The organism is Rhodococcus sp. NJ-530 (assembly GCF_003860625.1).
In the GTDB taxonomy this organism is placed as follows: Bacteria; Actinomycetota; Actinomycetes; order Mycobacteriales; family Mycobacteriaceae; genus Rhodococcus_F; species Rhodococcus_F qingshengii.
Genome location: NZ_CP034152.1, coordinates 2,716,090 through 2,732,742, shown reverse-complemented (window position 1 = coordinate 2,732,742; position 16,653 = coordinate 2,716,090). Strand labels below are relative to the sequence as shown.

Here is a 16,653-nt window from a genome sequence, read left to right as displayed (position 1 = left end):
ATACCTCTCAGCGTCCGGCGCGCATGCGCTCGACTTCGGCTTCCTGCTCCGGCGTGACCTTGAAGTGGCCACCCCACTTGTTGAGCGTTCCCGGCGGGTACTCCGGAACGGGAAGAATCTGACGCAACAACTTCTCCGGCAGTCCACGCCGACGCCACTCGCGCGGGTATCCGAGTGAGACTTCCTCGAAGCGGACGCCGTCGTAGTACGTGGTTCGAGGGATGTGCAGGTGCCCGTACACCGAGCACACCGCGTTGTACTTCACGTGCCACTCGGCGGTAGCGGTGGTTCCGCACCACAGTGCGAACTCCGGATACATGAGTACGTCCGTCGGCTGCCGGACCATCGGGAAATGGTTCACGAGAACGGTTCTTGTGCCTTCGGGAAGCGCGTCCAACCGCGCCTGGGTGTACTCGATCCTCGCCCGGCACCATGCGTCGCGCGTTGCATACGGCTGCGGTGAGAGTAGGAACTCGTCGGTGGCGACGACGTTCTTGTCACGCGCGATCTCGAGCCCGTGTTCCTTGTCTCGCGCACCTTCCGGCAGGAAGGAGTAGTCGTAGAGAAGAAACATCGGGACGACCGTGACCGGTCCCTCGTCTCCCTCCCACACCGGGAACGGGTCCTCGGGTGTGATGACGTCGAGTTCGCGGCACATGTTGACCAGATACTCGTAGCGCGGCGCTCCGTGAATCTGAACCGGATCCTTGGCGGTCGTCCACAGTTCGTGGTTGCCCGGAATCCAGATGACCTTTGCGAATCGGCTGCGAAGGAGCTTCAACGCCCACCGAATGTCGTCAGTTTTCTCGGAAACATCTCCGGCGAGAATGAGCCAGTCGTCAGGCGAATCCGGAAACAGTTCCTCCGTCATCGGCTTGTTGCCGTTGTGACCGACATGAATGTCGCTCACCGCCATCAGCTTTGCTGCCACGATCCCTCTGCTTCCTCAGTTGAACTTCCGCGCTTCGCCGGCGCCGGACCTGTCACTGCCCACTTGCCGGAAAACGCTCGCCACGACACCGCGACCATCCGAAGTACTACGAACACGGTAAGCCCTGCCCAAATTCCGGCCAGCCCCCAGTCGTAGGCGAGAGATAGCCAGATCGCGGGCAGAAACCCGAGAACTGCGCACAGCATGGTCGCGTTGCGCAGAAACACCACGTCCCCGGCGCCGAGTAGAACACCGTCGAGTGCGAAGACGATTCCCGCCACCGGCATGATCGCGACGAAGAACCACCATGCGATCGACATCTGACCGAGCACCTCGGCGTCGGACGTGAAGAGTCCGGGGATCACGGAGTGGCCGACGGCGAAGAAGATCGCGAGCACCACGGCAAATACCGTCGACCATGCGGTGATCCGCCAGGTCATCCTTTTCGCCGCGGCTGCGAATCCACCGCCGAGCGCCGCTCCGATCAGCGTCTGAGCGGCGATGGCCAAGGAATCGAGAAGGAGCGAAACCAGGTTCCACAGTTGGAGGACAACTTGGTGGGCACCGACTACAGCTGCACCGAACCTCGACGCCACTGCAGCCGCGGAAACGAAACACGCTTGGAATGCGAGGCTGCGCAGAATCAGGTCACGTCCCATCAGCATCTGCGCCCGCATGATCGCAAAATGTGGTCGAGCGGAGACCGGTTCACGAAAGAGCGCCCAGGCGAACAGGACACCCGAAACGCTCTGGCCGACCAGATTCGCGACAGCCGACCCTTCGAGCTCCATACGCGGAGCACCGAGCAAACCGTGAACGAGAATCGGGCACAAGACCGCCGAAATACCCAGGCCGACAAGGACGAATCGAAGCGGTCGCACCGTGTTCTGAACCCCGCGCATCCAGCCGTTGCCGGCCAGGGCTACCAGGATGAGTGGAACACCCAATACCGCTATCCGAAGCCAACTTTCCGCAGCCGCGGCGATGTCGGGAGTCCCGGCCACCGCCGAAGTCAGCGGGCCGGCGATCACCTGCACGATCACGACCAAGGCCAGGCCGATCGCGGCCGCCAGCCAGGTCGCCTGAACACCCTCACCCACCGCGTCGCGCTCGCGGCCCGCCCCGTGAAGCCGTGCGGCCCGCGCCGTCGTCCCATACGACAAGAAGGTCAGCTGCGTACTCACCAACGACAGGATCAGACCACCGACTGCCAACCCGGCCAGCGGGAGTGCCCCGAGTCGGCCGACCACGGCGATGTCGAACAACAGATAGAGGGGTTCGGCTGCCAGCACCCCGAGTGCCGGAAACGCCAGGGAAAAGATTCGTCGCCCAGTGACGTCGAAATCAGCTGCCGAAGATCCCGCCGAGGTGGCGTCAGATTCGCTCAATGCCGCGGATTCAGCCGAGTGCCGCGACGAGCGCGGCAACAATCTCGTCGCTGGAACTGGTCGACGTGTATCCGGCCGACAGCCGATGTCCGCCGCCACCAAGACTTTCAGCGACCGCCGACACGTCGATCGCCGACTTTGCACGCAACGAGATCGACCAGCTTCCGGAAACCGACTCTTTGAGTACGGCGGCAACTTCGGCTTCCGAAGTAGTCCGCACGATATCGACGACGCTCTCGATCTCCTCGGAGCGAAGATCGCCGATGTCACTGCGTCGGATCACCGCGTACACCAGCCCACGGCCGTCCGCGGCTTCCGGAACCAGCACCGCGGACCCGAGTACGGCGCCCAGCATCGGCAACCACCCGAACGGATGGGTGTCGAGCAGCTTTCGCGCAATCGCGTCGCCGTCGATGCCGGTCGCCAGCAAACGCGCGGCGAGCACGTGCGGAAGCGGACCTCCCCACCGGAAGGAGCCGGTGTCGGTGACCAGTCCGGCATAGAGACAGTGCGCGATGTCGCGATCGATCGCGACTCCCCACGCATCGAAGAATCGTGCGATGAGTGCCGTCGTCGAGGCCGCGGTTTCGTCGACGACGTTGATACTTCCGAACTCGGAATTGGAGCGATGGTGATCAAGGACGATCGTGCGATTCGCGCCGGCGAGGCGACTCGCCAACTCACCGAGGCGGCCCTCGCTGCCGACATCCACCGTCACCAGTACATCGACACTTTCCCGAACATCAGTGGGCGCCACGAGCAAGTGGAGACCGGGGAAATCGCGCATCGACTCGGGCAGCGCCGACGGCCGACTGAACGCGACCTGCACCGAAACTCCCCGACGCTCGAGAACGAGACCGAGTGCAAGTCCGCTGCCGATCGTGTCTGCATCCGGTTGCACATGGCAGAGGATTGTCACCGAATGTGCGGCTTCGAGAACCTCGGCCACCTGAGCGAACTTCGCCTCGCAGGGGTCGACGTCCGAAAGTGCGGTGATCGTCATTCTCGGTGCGCGTCAGTCGGCTTCACGAACATCTGGCGACGCCTCGTCTTCGTCCGAAGCCACTCGCGGCTCCTTGTACGGATCTGCATCTCCGGCCGGCTGTGCATTCTCACGCGCCTTGGCGACCTCGTCGTCGGCGGCCTTGGCACGGGCCAGCAGTTCTTCCATATGACGCGCGGTGTCGGGAACGGTATCGGCGACAAACGTCAGAGTCGGTGTGAAGCGAACTCCGGTTCCGGCACCGACCTTCGAGCGCAGAACACCCTTGGCCTTCTCGAGACCTGCGGCGGCGGCTTCCACATCGGGTGCGGAATCGACCTTCTCGCCCATGACTGTGTAGTACACCGTCGCGTCGTGCAGATCGTTGGTGACCTTGGTGTCCGTGATGGTCACGAATGCGAGTCGCGGATCCTTGATCTCGTGATCGATCGCCGTCGCGACGATGGTTCCGATACGCTTTGCCAACTTGCGTGCCCGGGCTGGATCTACCATGACTGTCAGTCTCCTCTACCTGGCCACTCGAATCGAGGTGACTCGATCGATCAAAGTTCTGGTTAACAAGAATTATTACCGACAACAGTCTCGTCCATCGGCTACCCGGCAACCAAATCACCATCGGTAGAGGTCAGTTGTCGCATGTTTCGAGCGTGAGCACAAACACCGCCACAGTTGGTCCCGAAACCACCGAATCCCTTGCCGACGAACTCGATTCGTTACGGCGTCTGGAAGAGTGGCTAAGCGACACAGATCGGTGACGCTCAGTCTTCCGGGCCGAAAATTCGCCTTCGCACAGCCAGCAACTGAATCTCCGGACGCTCGGCGACCGCCCGCTCACAATGATCGAGAACGTCGTGCAGGTGATCGACGGACGAACTGACCACACCGACTCCCACGAGCGCACGACGCAGGCGTCCCTGCTCCCCCGCCTCCGCTGCACTCACGCCGAATCGACGGAGTTCCGTCAGGATCGGCGACAGCATCGAACGCTTTTCCTTGAGTGAGTGGACATCGCCGAAAAGAATGTCGAACTCCAGTGCCCCTACAAACATTTTCCCCCTAGACAGAGCCGAATGGACTCTTCCGGACTTGTATGTTCAAGTCCGGAAGAGTCCATGTCAGCTAGTACTCACGTGCGTCCGCCCCAACGCCCGTGTCGACATAATCAGTCGCGCGGCTTCTCGCGAAGCTCGTAGCACTCGAGAACGTCACCGATCTTGATATCGGAATAGGTGACGGTCAAACCACATTCGTAGCCTTCGCGAACCTCGGTAGCGTCTTCCTTCTCCCGCTTGAGCGAGGAGATGGTGACCGTCTCGGCGATGACCTTGCTGTCGCGGATGAGACGTGCCTTGGCGTTGCGACGGATGCTGCCCGACGTGACCAAGCAACCGGCAATGTTGCCGATCTTGGACGAACGGAACATGGCGCGGATCTCTGCCTTGCCCAGCTCGACCTCTTCGTACACCGGCTTGAGCAGACCCTTGAGTGCCTTTTCGACCTCGTCGATGGCCTGGTAGATCACCGAGTAGTAGCGAATGTCGACGCCCTCGCGGTTCGCCAGCTCCGTTGCCTTGCCTTCGGCGCGGACGTTGAAGCCGATGATGATCGCGTTGGACGCAGCAGCCAGGTTGACGTTGGTCTCCGTGATGCCACCGACACCGCGGTCGATGACGCGCAACTGCACCTCGTCGTCGATCGGAATTCCGAGGAGAGCCTCTTCGAGGGCCTCCACGGTTCCCGAGTTGTCACCCTTGAGGATCAAGTTCAGCTGTGAATGTTCCTTCAGAGCTGCATCGAGATCGTCGAGGCTGATGCGCTTACGACTCTTCGCTGCAAGCGCGTTGCGCTTACGTGCGTTGCGACGGTCCGCGATCTGACGAGCGATACGGTCCTCGTCGACCACGAGCAGGTTGTCGCCTGCACCGGGGACCGACGTGAAGCCGATGACCTGGACCGGACGTGAAGGCAGTGCCTCGTGGACGTCCTGACCGTGCTCGTCCACCATGCGGCGGACGCGGCCGTAAGCATCGCCGGCAACGATCGAGTCGCCGACCCGCAGCGTTCCGCGCTGAATGAGCACGGTAGCGACGGGGCCGCGGCCACGGTCGAGGTGCGCCTCGATGGCAACACCCTGAGCGTCCATGTCCGGGTTGGCGCGCAGATCCAGGGAAGCGTCGGCCGTCAACAGCACTGCTTCGAGCAGTGCGTCGATGTTGAGACCCTGCTTCGCCGAGATGTCGACGAACATGGTGTCTCCGCCGTATTCCTCGGCCACCAGTCCGTACTCGGTGAGCTGCTGCCGGATCTTGTCCGGGTTCGCGCCTTCCTTGTCGATCTTGTTCACCGCGACCACGATCGGCACGTCGGCCGCCTGGGCGTGGTTGATCGCTTCCACCGTCTGCGGCATGACGCCGTCGTCGGCTGCGACAACAAGGATCGCGAGGTCGGTGGCCTTGGCACCACGAGCACGCATGGCCGTGAAGGCCTCGTGACCGGGGGTGTCGATGAACGTCACGAGACGCTCGTTGCCCTCGAGCTCGGTCAGCACCTGGTAGGCACCGATGTGCTGCGTGATGCCGCCGGCTTCGCCCTCACGGACATTCGCCTTACGGATCACGTCGAGCAGACGGGTCTTACCGTGGTCGACGTGGCCCATGACGGTGACCACAGGCGGACGGGACTCGAGGTCCTCTTCTCCGCCGGCGTCCTCGCCGTAGGTGAGGTCGAAGCTGTCGAGCAGCTCGCGATCCTCGTCCTCCGGGCTGACGACCTGCACGACGTAGTTCATTTCGCCGCCGAGCAGCTCCAGCGTCTCGTCGTTGACCGACTGAGTTGCCGTGACCATCTCACCGAGGTTGAACAACGCCTGCACGAGTGCTGCGGGGTTCGCGTCGATCTTGTCCGCGAAGTCCGACAGAGATGCGCCGCGAGCGAGACGGATGGTCTCGCCGTTGCCGCGTGGCAGCCTGACGCCGCCGACTGCGGGAGCCTGCATGCTTTCGTACTCGGCGCGCTTCGCCCGCTTCGACTTACGTCCACGGCGAACTGCTCCGCCGGGACGACCGAATGCACCTGCCGCTGCGCCGCGCTGACCGGGACGGCCACCGCCGCCGGGACGACCGCGGAATCCACCGGCCGGAGCTGCTCCACCGGGAGCACCTGCACCGGCACCGGCGCCGGGAGCGCCGCCACCGCGGTATCCACCGCCGCCGCCACCCGGGCGACCACCGGGAGCGCCACCGGGACGACCCGGACGTCCGCCGCCACCGGGCGCGGGACGAGCGGAACGAGCAGGCATTGCACCCGGGTTCGGGCGAGGAGGCATGGAGCCGGGGCTGGGACGGGGTCCGCCCTGACCTGCAGGCGGACGGGGTCCACCCTGGCCGGGAGCCGGACGGGGACCGCCCTGACCCGGAGCCGGACGAGGTCCACCCTGACCGGGAGCCGGACGGGGACCGCCCTGACCCGGAGCCGGACGAGAACCGCCCTGACCTGCGCCCGGACGCGGTGCGCCGGGAGCCGGACGAGGTGCCGGACGCTCGGCGGGTGCCGAGGAGTACGGGTTGTTACCGACGCGAGGTGCCTTCGGTCCCGGACGCGGTCCGCCGGGCTTTGCGCCGGTGGACGGTGCGGCCGGAGCCGCGGGGGCTGCCGGTGCCGACGCTGCGGGAGCAGCCGGAGCCGGACGTGCCGGCTGTGCTGGTTTCGGAGCGTTGAACGTCGGTGTGGGGACCGGCGCTGACGGTGCTGCCGGAGCAGCGGCTGCGGGAGCCGCGGGGGCTGCCGGGGCCGGAGCTGCGGGAGCAGCCGGTGCGGGTGCGGCCGGCTTGGGGCCGGGACGCGGTGCGCCAGGCTTTGCAGCCGACGGCGACGGTGCGCCGGGCTTTGCCGCGGGGCGAGCCGCCGGAGCGGCTGCGCCGGTCTCGGACTTGGTTTCTGCTCCGCCTGCCGACGGGAATGACTCCCGCAGACGACGGGCGACGGGCGCCTCCACTGTGGATGACGCAGACTTCACGAACTCGCCTTGCTCCTTGAGCGTTGCGAGTAGTTCCTTGCTGGTGACACCGAGTTCTTTAGCCAACTCGTGCACGCGGGCCTTGCCTGCCACTGCTCTCCTCACTGATGAGGTCGAGCAGGAGGCATCCCACAGATGTGGGTCCCGCACGACCTCGGGTTATCGCCGATGGACGTTCATCGTTGGTGCTTCACGGTGTGCTCATGAGTGCTTGTGCCTGTTCTTCTCGAGAGGTACTGCTTTTGTGTGAACTGCGTCGACCAGCTGGTCGACAGCGGACGTGTCCAGATTTCCGGACACTCGCAGTGCTCTGCTGAATGCTCGGCGCCGCTCTGCCAGGCTCAGACAACTCGGATCCAGGTGCAGCCATGCACCTCGACCGGGGAGTCTTCGCGATACGTCGGGGACGAGCGGGGAACCCTCCGGCCCCTGCTCACCAACCACGACCCTCAACAGATCGACAGCCGACCCTTGTTCCCTGCATCCCACACACGTTCTGACCGGCGAACCGGGTTTCACGCGCGCAGAATCCGAGGACTCACGTCGAACCATTGTCCACTCTACCGCCGAACCGTCTCGATCACTGCATTCCACCGTTATCCGTTGGACGTGGCGGGCCGGTCGGACGCGTCGCCAACGGGTGCCGCATCGCTACGAATGTCGATACGCCAACCCGTCAACCGCGCAGCCAGGCGGGCATTTTGACCCTCTTTTCCGATGGCCAACGAAAGCTGGAAATCGGGCACGATGACACGGGCCGCACGAGCCTCGGGATCGACGACAGTGACGGAGACCACTTTCGACGGGGAAAGTGCGTTGCCCACAAACGTCGCGGGATCTTCGTCGAAGTCGATGATGTCGATCTTCTCCCCCGCGAGTTCGCTCATGACGTTGCGGACGCGCTGACCCATCGGGCCGATGCATGCACCCTTTGCGTTGAGCCCCTGCACACGTGAGGCAACGGCGATCTTGGAACGATGTCCCGCTTCGCGCGCGACGTTGATGATCTCGACGCTGCCGTCCGCGATCTCTGGAACCTCGAGTGCGAACAACTTGCGAACCAGGTTCGGGTGGGTCCGCGAGAGGGTGATCTGTGGGCCGCGGGCTCCGCGAGCAACCCCGACGACGTAGCACTTGATGCGCTCACCGTGCTCGTAGTTCTCGCCGGGAACCTGTTCTGCAGGCGGCAACAATCCTTCGGCGCCATTGGATTCGCTGCCGATTCGGACGACGACCATTCCGCGGGAATTCGCACGCGTGTCACGCTGAATGACACCGCCGACGATTTCACCCTCATGGGTCGAGAACTCACCGAAACTGCGCTCGTGCTCGGCGTCGCGCAGACGCTGCAGGATGACCTGGCGTGCGGTGGTCGCCGCGATGCGTCCAAATCCCTCGGGAGTGTCGTCCCACTCCTCACCGATCATGTTGCCGTCGGCATCGGTGTCGTGCGCCATCACTCGCACCGAACCGGTCTTGATGTTGACATCGATCCGAGCGTTCTGCTTGTGCCCCTCGGTGTGGCGGTACGCCGTCAGCAGCGCGGTCTGGATCGTGGCGATCACAGTTTCGATCGAGACACCTTTTTCGGCTTCGATCGCTCGCAACGCTGCAATGTCGATATTCACTTGTCGAACCCTTCTTCGTTTTCTGCGTCTTCTAATTCTGCTTCGTCGTCTTCGACACTGTCCACGCCCGAGTCCTCGGTGAGGTCAACCGCATCCGAAGGAACTGCGCGCCCCTCCGGGATGCCGCCCGCGAGTTCCAACTCCGCCTCACTGGGCTTCGAGAACTCCACCTGAACTACAGCCTTCTGAACGTCGCCCAGTGCAATCTCGCGCACGGTCAGTCCGCCACGGCCACCGATGACAACTGCCACGGAATCGTCGTTCATCGTTCCGATACGGCCCACCACGGTCTCGCCGGCCAGATCGATTCGCGCTTTACGTCCGCGAGCCCGACGCCAGTGACGATCGAGCGTCAGTGGGCGGTCAATTCCCGGGGAGGTCACCTCGAGGGTGTACGGCGTTTCACCGATTTCCTCGAGGGTGTCGAAAAGTTCCGAAACGAGTCTGCTGATCTCCGCGGCGGCATCGAGCTCGATCCCGGCATCGCTGTCGACCATGATGCGCACCGCGCTGTGCTTGCCCGCACTGGTCACGACAACGTCTTCGACGTCATAACCCTGGGCGTGCACGAGTTCGGAGATCAGCTCGATCACCCTCTCCCTGGATGGCACCGGCATCTCGCGAACTCCTCATTTCAGTTGTCGTCGATTGTCCGACTTGTGTCGACTGTCGACGTGGGCGGCTGCGAGCATGAAAAGACACCAGGTGCCACATGCTGCAAGCATCCAAGAGTACCGCTCATTGCGCGTCTCCGTGACCAGAGTGCCCGACGCACGTCACACTTGAACACGTGCCGCGGATTCGAACGATCGGCCGACCACCTGGCACGATGGACTTGTGCTGACGCCCATGACTACTACCCCACTCTCCCGGCGGAGTGCGCTCAAGATGACGGGAACTGCAGCAGCGTTGGGCGCTGCAGCCTTCTCGTTGTCCGCCTGCACCGACAACGGCACAGCGGAGGCGGCTGCAGAAGTCGACCAGCTGACGGCCCAGGCCGATCGAGCCCGCTCCGACGCGGCAGCCGCAACCGCCGCCATCGCTCTTGCGCCGGACAAGTCGGCATCACTGACCACGATCAGCGCCGAACGCACAGCGCATGCACTCGAACTCGACGCCGAGATTGCGCGAGCAGCGGGCAGCGGCGCCGCTACGACCACAGCGCCCCCGTCGACCTCGGTCGCAAACGCTCCTACGGGCGTCGAAACCTTGAGTACCTCGCTGGCCGATTCGGCGCGCAGTGCCGCGGATCTCGCTCGGACGATGTCCGGCTATCGCGCGGGCCTGCTCGGTTCGATCAGCGCGTCGTGCTCGACTCAGGTTGCGGTGTTGCTTCCGTGATCACTTCGCACACCCGTCGATCCGAGAGTTCTGCCTTGCTGACCGCAATCGAATCAGAGAATGCCGCGATCTTCGCTTACGGAGTGGTTGCCGCGTTTTCGAATCCTGCCCGTGTCAACGAGGTTGCCACGCACACAGCAGCGCACCGCGCACGACGTGATGCGCTGGTTGCCCTGTCGACCGACGCGGGCGTGACCCCGCCGACAGCCGCGGCAGCCTACGAGATCCCGTTTCCGGTGACGGACGCAGTTTCCGCGGCACAGCTGGCAGCACAGATCGAATCCGACACCGCCGTGACCTACCGGGCATTCGTCGAACAGGTCGATACCGACCAACTCCGCACGTTCGGAATCGACGGCCTGACCGATGCGGCAATCCGCGGCGCCGGATGGCGGTCCGCGCTGGGAACCGCTCCGGCCACCTCAGCGTTCCCAGGGGACCCGGCTTCGTAACTGCTGTGCGCCTTTATTAACCCCCGGCGGTTAATAAAGGCGCACAGCGGCTCAGCTCTTGCGATGCGAGGGCACGAACCACGCCGCGACCACGGCCACCAACACGAAGCAACCGCCGACGCGCAGTGCAGGTGTCAGCGCATCTCCGTAACCGAGGGGCGTGAGGGCACCGCCGGCGGCAAGGAAAACTGCAGTGAGAACCGCGATTCCCAGTGCAACACCGATCTCACGAAGCGTCGAGTTGGTCGAACTGGCCGTTCCGTGATCAGGCTCGTCCATGTCGACGAGTACCGCCGTCGAGCTCGGCGCGAAGGTCAGGCCCATACCGATTCCCGCCATCAGTAGAGCCGGAACCAGCGACCCGTACGTCACGTCGGGACCGATCAACGCTGCCAACCAGAACAATGCTCCGGCCTGGAGCAACAGACCGGTCAGCAGAAGCGAACGGAGCCCGACCTTCGGCGCCAGAAAACCGGCGAGAGGCGCGAAGATCATCGGCGCTGCCGTCCACGGAAGCGTCCGCAGGCCTGCTTGGAACGGGCTGTAGCCCATCACGATCTGGAGGTACTGCGAGAGCAGGAACACCGCCCCGAAGATTCCGATCGAGAAGGTCAAGCCGATGACGTTCGCCATCGAGAAGCTGCGTGAGCGGAACAGACGTAGGGGCATGACCGGATGCGAGGTCTTCATCTCGCGAAGCACGAACAGTGCCAACGCGACTGCGGAACCGACCAACGACGCAACTACTCCAAGCGATCCCCAGCCGTCGTCGTTGCCGTGAACGATCCCCCACACCGCCAGGAACACACCGAGTCCGGCGAGTGCGACACTGGGAAGGTCGAGAGGCTGTGTGCGACCGGTCGATTCACGCAACGCATACAACGCGAGAGGAACAGCGACGATCGCAACCGGCACGTTGATCCAGAAGATCCCCTGCCACGAGAACCCGTCGACTACCGCTCCACCGACCACGGGACCCATCGCGATCCCCAGGCCGGAGACGCCACCCCACACGCCGATTGCCATGGCACGCTTGGCTTCCGGTACCGCTGCCACGAGGAGAGTGAGTGAGAGCGGCATGATCGCGGCAGCGCCGGCGCCCTGAAAGGCTCGGGCCGCGATGAGCAGGCTTGGTGTCGTCGACAACGCCGAAGCAATCGACGCCGCCGTGAACAGCCCGATCCCGAACACGAACATCTTGCGGCGCCCCCACCGATCGCCGAGCGTCGTCGCCGAAAGCATCAGCGTCGCAAAGCAGAGCGTGTACGCATTCATGAACCACTGAAGTTGCCCGACGGACGCATTCAGCTCCTTCTCGATCACCGGCAGCGCGCTCGTCATCACGAGGTTGTCGAGGGTGGCCATGAACATGGGCAGAGAGGCAGCAACCATCGCTATCGCGATCGGAACCTTACGTCCTCCACTGCTTTCCGACCCGGATGCGGCGTCCGATCCGGACTTCGTCAAAACGGTCATCGTGATTCCTCGAGTGAAGGTGCCTTAAGGCATCGAATGATTACTTAGGTCGAAACTAAGCTATCCGGTGATAACGTGTCAACATGTCGATCGGTGCAGCTGAACCACGTACCCGCAGGATGAGCGCACCGGAACGTCGCGCGTTGGTCCTTGCCGCGGCAACGCGAGCATTCGCAAAGGGTGGATACTCGGGGACCAGTACGGACGCCGTCGCCAAGGAAGCCGGTGTCTCGCAGCCCTACGTCGTGCGCATGTTCGGAACCAAGGCAGATTTGTTCCACGCAGTGTTCACGCGCGCGCTCGACGAAATCGTCCGCACCTTCAACGACAAATTGGATACGGTCACGATCGATCCGAGCAATCCGCAGTTCTGGGCCGAACTCGGATCCGCCTACGGCGAGCTGGTTCTCGACCGAGATCTACTGCTTGTCATGTTGCACGGCTTCGCCACCAGCACCGATGATGTCGCCGCCGTCTCCCGGAACGCCATGTCCGGCATCTACACCTTGCTGCGCGAGCGCACCGGTTGCACACCCGAGCAAGCGCGTTTGTTCATCGCGAACGGGATGCTGATCAACAATCTGCTCGCAATGATGGCGCCCGAACACGCCGAAGAAGATCCAGCCCTCGGCGAGCTCTGGGGCAGCGTCTTCAGCGACTCGACTGCGATCACGCTCACCGGCGACGAATCCTCGAGCGAAACCGACACCGATTCCTGACCGGTCACTGGGAAAAACTACACACATGTGACTGAGGACACCCTACAGTCGATCCGACATGTCTCCGGGAAACCCAGACGAAAAGGACCGACGTTGGATCTCGCACAACGCCTCGACGCGCTCGAACAGATCGAGGAAATCAAGAAGCTCAAGCACGGCTACTGGCGAGCATGTGATGCCAAGGATCCAGTTGGGTTCCGCAACAGCTTCATCCGTTCCGGAGCGTCGATCGACTACGGCCGCCTCGGCGCCTTCGACGACGCGGGGCCGATGGCGGACATCTTCGAGAAGATCGCTCTTCGCAAGGTCGACGGCCGGTACGCGGTCCTCGACATGCATCACGGATTGCATCCCGACATCACACTGACCTCGGAGACGTCGGCGGTGGGGCGATGGGCTCTGCAGTTCCGCCAGATCGACATCGTCGGGCGCACCGAGAAGTTGATGACCGGCGAATACGACGACAAGTACGTGATCGAGGACGGTATGTGGAAAATGAGTCAATGCCATTTCACGGAGACGTGGTCGATCACCACTCCCCTGTCGCCGGACGCTGACATCGCCGAGGGTTCGTTGGGTGGGCCGCGATGACGACGAACGGAAAAGTTGCGCTCGTAACCGGTGCCAGCCGGAGCGTCGGCAAGGGCATTGCCCTCGCGCTGGGAAGCGACGGATGGACGGTGTACGTGACGGCCCGAGGAACCGTCGGCGACGACGGCCCACTCGATCGCACCGCAGCCGAGATCACCGAGCGCGGTGGTCACGGCATTGCCGTGCAGTGCGATCACGCCGACGATCAACAGATCGTCGACCTGTTTGCACGCATCGCCGAGGAACAGTCAGGCCGCCTCGATCTTCTGGTCAACAACGTCTGGGCAAACCCGGCGGGTTATGCAGGCTTCGCCGATCCGTTCTGGAAGAGGCCGATCGACGATTGGGATTCGCTGATCGGAATCGGACTGCGCGCCCACTACGTTGCTTCGGTGGAAGCGGCGAAGTTGATGGTTCCCCGGGGCAGTGGAGTGATCGGCAACATCTCGTCGTTCGGCACCCGCGGGTACCTGCACTCTGTGCTGTACGGGATGTCGAAGGCAGGTTTGGACAAGATGGCCGCGGACATGGCTGTCGAATTGAAGGGGACCGGCGTCACCGCACTTTCCTTCTGGCTCGGGTTGATCCGCAACGAGCGGATGGAGGCGAGTGGGATCGAGAGCTTCGAAGGCTTCTCACTGGCCGAGGCCGAAACCCCGGAATTCGTCGGCCAAGTCATCACTGCATTGGCCAACGATCCAGAAGTGAACGCGCGCAGCGGTCACACACTGATCACCGCCGAGACGGCCGTCGAGTACGGAATCACCGACGCCAACGGGAAACAACCGGCGTCACACCGCAGTGCCTTCGGTGGCGGCCCGCTTTTCTGATTCATCAGTAGCAGTGGTCGCGTCGCGTGCCGGCACAGCACGCGGCGCTGCCACTCGCGCCTTCAGGGCAAGCCAGGCACACCCGATGACGACGACACCGCCGGCCACGATCGAGGGTGACAACGTCTCACCGAGTATCAGCGCCGACCAGGCAATGCTGAGCACCGGTTGAACCAACTGTGTTTGGCTCACAGTGGAAATGGGACCGATCGCCAGACCCCGGTACCAAGGAAAGAACCCGAGAAACATACTCACGCATCCCAGGTAGGCAAACGAAAGCCACGAATTCACATCGGCAGAGACCGGAGCCTGGGCCATGGACGCCACCGTCAACGCAATCGTGACCGGCAGTCCGAGAATCAATGCCCAGGCAATCGTCTGCCACGACCCGATCTCGCGGGCCAGCAACGCACCTTCCGAATATGCCAGCGCTGCACACACCACCGCGGCGAACAGAAGAAGATCAGCGAGATGAAACGAGCCGAGTCCGCCGTTTGCAATCGCCACGAACCCTACGACCGATACCGCGCCGGCGGCGCTTGCCCACCAGAATCCCTTACTGGGACGCTCTTTTCCTCGGACGACCGCAAATACCGCGGTCGCAGCGGGAAGTAGCCCGATCACGACTGCCGCGTGACTCGCCGGCGATGTCTGCAACGCAAACGTGGTGAACAGTGAAAACCCCAGTACCGCACCAACAGTCACGAGTGCGATGCGCAACCACTGCCGAAGCGTCGGAAGCGTCGCGCGAGTAACCGACAGCATCACAATCGCAAGGGCCCCGGCAACGACGGCGCGGCCCGCACCGACGAACAGGGGGTCGAGATCCGCGACGGCGACCCTCGTGAGCGGAACGGTGAACGAGAACGCCAGCACACCGAGCAAGCCCCACCACAAACCGGATCGAGACGATGGCATCGGTAGCGGTTCCTGCGGCGCGACGATAGCGCTACTCTTCATACTCATGTTTTACGATAGCAGTAGCACGCCAACCAGCGAAACTGGTATTTCAGGTGCGCACCCGTGTGCAGGAGATCGAAATTGCTCCGAGCAGTCCGACGAGCGCGAAAGCGTAGAAGCCCCACGGCACGGCGTAACCCGCACCCAGGAGGACTCCGCCCAGGATCGGGCCACAGATCGCACCGACCCGGCCGACACCTGCCGACCATCCGAGCGCGGTCGCGCGAATCTGAGGTGGGTGATTCGCGCTCGTGAAGGCGTAGACCAGTACCTGCGCGCTGAATACGAAGCATCCGGCGAGGAAGACCATCACGTAGATTCCGAACGACACCTTCACACTCAGAAGCGCCAGGAACAGTGCAGCTCCGGCGAACCACACGATGGCTGCAGTCCGCGGGCCGATCTTGTTCGCGACGCCCCCGGCGATCAACAGCCCGACGACGGCGCCGGCATTGAGGATCAGAAGGAACGTCAACGACGCCCCGAGGTTGTAACCGGCCTCACGCATGATCGTCGGAAGCCATGTGTTCAATCCGTAGACGAGCAGCAAGCCCATGAAACTGGTGATCCAGATGGCGATGCTGTTGCGCAAGAACTTCGAAGAGAACAGTGCGCGAACGGGATTGGCGGCTTCGGCGCGCTCAACTTCGGACGTGGGCGCAATCTCGAGTTCGACTCCGTAACGGGCAGCGATTTCCTCGGCTTCGGCACGCTTTCCGTGAGCGAGAAGGTACGACGGGGATTCCGGCAGATACCGCAACATGAGTGGAATCAGGGCGACGGCAGGAAGTGCGCCCACAACGAACATCGCTCGCCAACCGAAAGGTTCGATCACGACGAGCGCCAGCGCTGCGGTGGCAACGGCGCCGACGTGGTAGCCGGTCATCAGCATGGTCGACGCAGATCCACCGCCTTGTTTCTTCGAGAATTCGTTGACCAGAGCCAATGCCGTCGGTAGGGCGCCACCCAGCCCCACACCGGCAAGGAAGCGCAGCAGCCCGAAGATGAACGGATTGGGCGCAATTGCGCACAACAAAGTCAGAATCGAGAATGCGGCAACGGCGTACAGCAGCGCGCGGCGTCGACCGATGACGTCAGTGAGAGTGCCGATGACGAGGGCGCCGATGGTCATGCCGATGAGCCCGAAGGTCGAGATCATCGTAATCGTGCCGGTACTCAAACCCCACGCGTCGTAGTCGAGAAGCGAAGGAATGACCGCGCCGAGTACGACCAGGTCGAATCCGTCCAGAAGCACAGCGATCCAACACAACGGTGCTACCCACATTGCGGCACGCGCCCCAGGCGAACCGGTGATTGAA

The 16,653-nt window shown here is 63.2% G+C and carries 17 protein-coding genes; 5 read left to right on the top strand and 12 right to left on the bottom strand.

The genetic code is table 11. From position 1 onward, the window contains the following. Window positions 1-7 precede the first annotated feature (7 nt). The 9 genes from EHW12_RS12935 to rimP form a co-directional block, all read right to left on the bottom strand. Entirely contained in the window at window positions 8-931 is a 924-nt protein-coding gene (locus tag EHW12_RS12935; protein ID WP_125050915.1) for a metallophosphoesterase, read from the bottom strand. After that, window positions 916-2,253 (bottom strand): MATE family efflux transporter, encoded by a 1,338-nt coding sequence (locus EHW12_RS12930; protein ID WP_277426211.1) that lies wholly within the window; start codon window positions 2,251-2,253, stop codon window positions 916-918. Before EHW12_RS12930 ends, EHW12_RS12935 begins: the two co-directional genes overlap by 16 nt. 76 nt (window positions 2,254-2,329) lie before the next feature. After that, window positions 2,330-3,322 (bottom strand): bifunctional oligoribonuclease/PAP phosphatase NrnA, encoded by a 993-nt coding sequence (locus EHW12_RS12925; RefSeq protein WP_003942166.1) that lies wholly within the window; start codon window positions 3,320-3,322, stop codon window positions 2,330-2,332. Window positions 3,323-3,334: 12 nt separating this feature from the next. After that, window positions 3,335-3,814: a 30S ribosome-binding factor RbfA gene (gene rbfA, locus EHW12_RS12920; protein ID WP_003942248.1), complete on the bottom strand. Its 480-nt coding sequence runs from the start codon at window positions 3,812-3,814 to the stop codon at window positions 3,335-3,337. A gap of 266 nt (window positions 3,815-4,080) precedes the next feature. Continuing rightward, window positions 4,081-4,371, bottom strand: a complete 291-nt coding sequence (locus tag EHW12_RS12915; protein WP_003942205.1) for a DUF503 domain-containing protein — start codon at window positions 4,369-4,371, stop codon at window positions 4,081-4,083. Window positions 4,372-4,484: 113 nt separating this feature from the next. Beyond that, window positions 4,485-7,430 carry a translation initiation factor IF-2 gene (gene infB, locus EHW12_RS12910; protein WP_030535614.1) on the bottom strand — a complete coding sequence of 982 codons (2,946 nt, stop codon included), beginning with the start codon at window positions 7,428-7,430 and terminating at the stop codon, window positions 4,485-4,487. 108 nt (window positions 7,431-7,538) lie between these two features. Further along, window positions 7,539-7,889, bottom strand: coding sequence for a YlxR family protein (locus tag EHW12_RS12905; RefSeq protein WP_019748063.1), 351 nt, complete (start codon window positions 7,887-7,889; stop codon window positions 7,539-7,541). Window positions 7,890-7,933: 44 nt separating this feature from the next. After that, window positions 7,934-8,965: a transcription termination factor NusA gene (nusA, locus tag EHW12_RS12900; protein WP_003942738.1), complete on the bottom strand. Its 1,032-nt coding sequence runs from the start codon at window positions 8,963-8,965 to the stop codon at window positions 7,934-7,936. Further along, complete coding sequence (gene rimP / locus EHW12_RS12895) at window positions 8,962-9,582, bottom strand: ribosome maturation factor RimP (RefSeq protein ID WP_125050911.1); 621 nt, start codon at window positions 9,580-9,582, stop codon at window positions 8,962-8,964. The genes nusA and rimP overlap by 4 nt, the downstream gene beginning before the upstream one ends. A 271-nt stretch (window positions 9,583-9,853) precedes the next feature. Between rimP and EHW12_RS12890 the strand changes: the two genes are divergently transcribed. Together EHW12_RS12890 and EHW12_RS12885 are read left to right on the top strand one after the other, a co-directional pair. Beyond that, window positions 9,854-10,306, top strand: coding sequence for a hypothetical protein (locus EHW12_RS12890; protein WP_003942726.1), 453 nt, complete (start codon window positions 9,854-9,856; stop codon window positions 10,304-10,306). Further along, a complete protein-coding gene (locus tag EHW12_RS12885; protein ID WP_125050909.1) occupies window positions 10,303-10,758 on the top strand; it encodes a ferritin-like domain-containing protein in 456 nt (151 codons plus the stop codon). Before EHW12_RS12890 ends, EHW12_RS12885 begins: the two co-directional genes overlap by 4 nt. Before the next feature lie 51 nt (window positions 10,759-10,809). Here EHW12_RS12885 and EHW12_RS12880 read toward each other — a convergent pair whose 3' ends face one another. Next, window positions 10,810-12,234, bottom strand: coding sequence for an MFS transporter (locus tag EHW12_RS12880; protein ID WP_125050907.1), 1,425 nt, complete (start codon window positions 12,232-12,234; stop codon window positions 10,810-10,812). 83 nt (window positions 12,235-12,317) lie between these two features. On the opposite strand from EHW12_RS12880, the gene EHW12_RS12875 reads away from it, so the two are divergent. From EHW12_RS12875 to EHW12_RS12865, 3 genes are all read left to right on the top strand, one after another. After that, the gene (locus EHW12_RS12875) at window positions 12,318-12,953 is read left to right on the top strand and encodes a helix-turn-helix domain-containing protein (RefSeq protein ID WP_003942694.1); all 636 of its coding nucleotides are present in this window, start codon (window positions 12,318-12,320) and stop codon (window positions 12,951-12,953) included. Window positions 12,954-13,046: 93 nt separating this feature from the next. Next, window positions 13,047-13,544 carry a nuclear transport factor 2 family protein gene (locus EHW12_RS12870; protein WP_064112735.1) on the top strand — a complete coding sequence of 166 codons (498 nt, stop codon included), beginning with the start codon at window positions 13,047-13,049 and terminating at the stop codon, window positions 13,542-13,544. Further along, window positions 13,541-14,374 (top strand): SDR family NAD(P)-dependent oxidoreductase, encoded by an 834-nt coding sequence (locus EHW12_RS12865; protein ID WP_003942723.1) that lies wholly within the window; start codon window positions 13,541-13,543, stop codon window positions 14,372-14,374. Before EHW12_RS12870 ends, EHW12_RS12865 begins: the two co-directional genes overlap by 4 nt. Here EHW12_RS12865 and EHW12_RS12860 read toward each other — a convergent pair. Then, on the bottom strand, window positions 14,336-15,292 hold the full coding sequence (locus tag EHW12_RS12860) for a DMT family transporter (RefSeq protein ID WP_007735024.1): 957 nt from the start codon (window positions 15,290-15,292) through the stop codon (window positions 14,336-14,338). The two genes, EHW12_RS12865 and EHW12_RS12860, sit on opposite strands and share 39 nt — an antisense overlap. A 91-nt stretch (window positions 15,293-15,383) precedes the next feature. Next, entirely contained in the window at window positions 15,384-16,619 is a 1,236-nt protein-coding gene (locus tag EHW12_RS12855) for an aromatic acid/H+ symport family MFS transporter (protein ID WP_197487748.1), read from the bottom strand. Window positions 16,620-16,653: the final 34 nt, after the last annotated feature.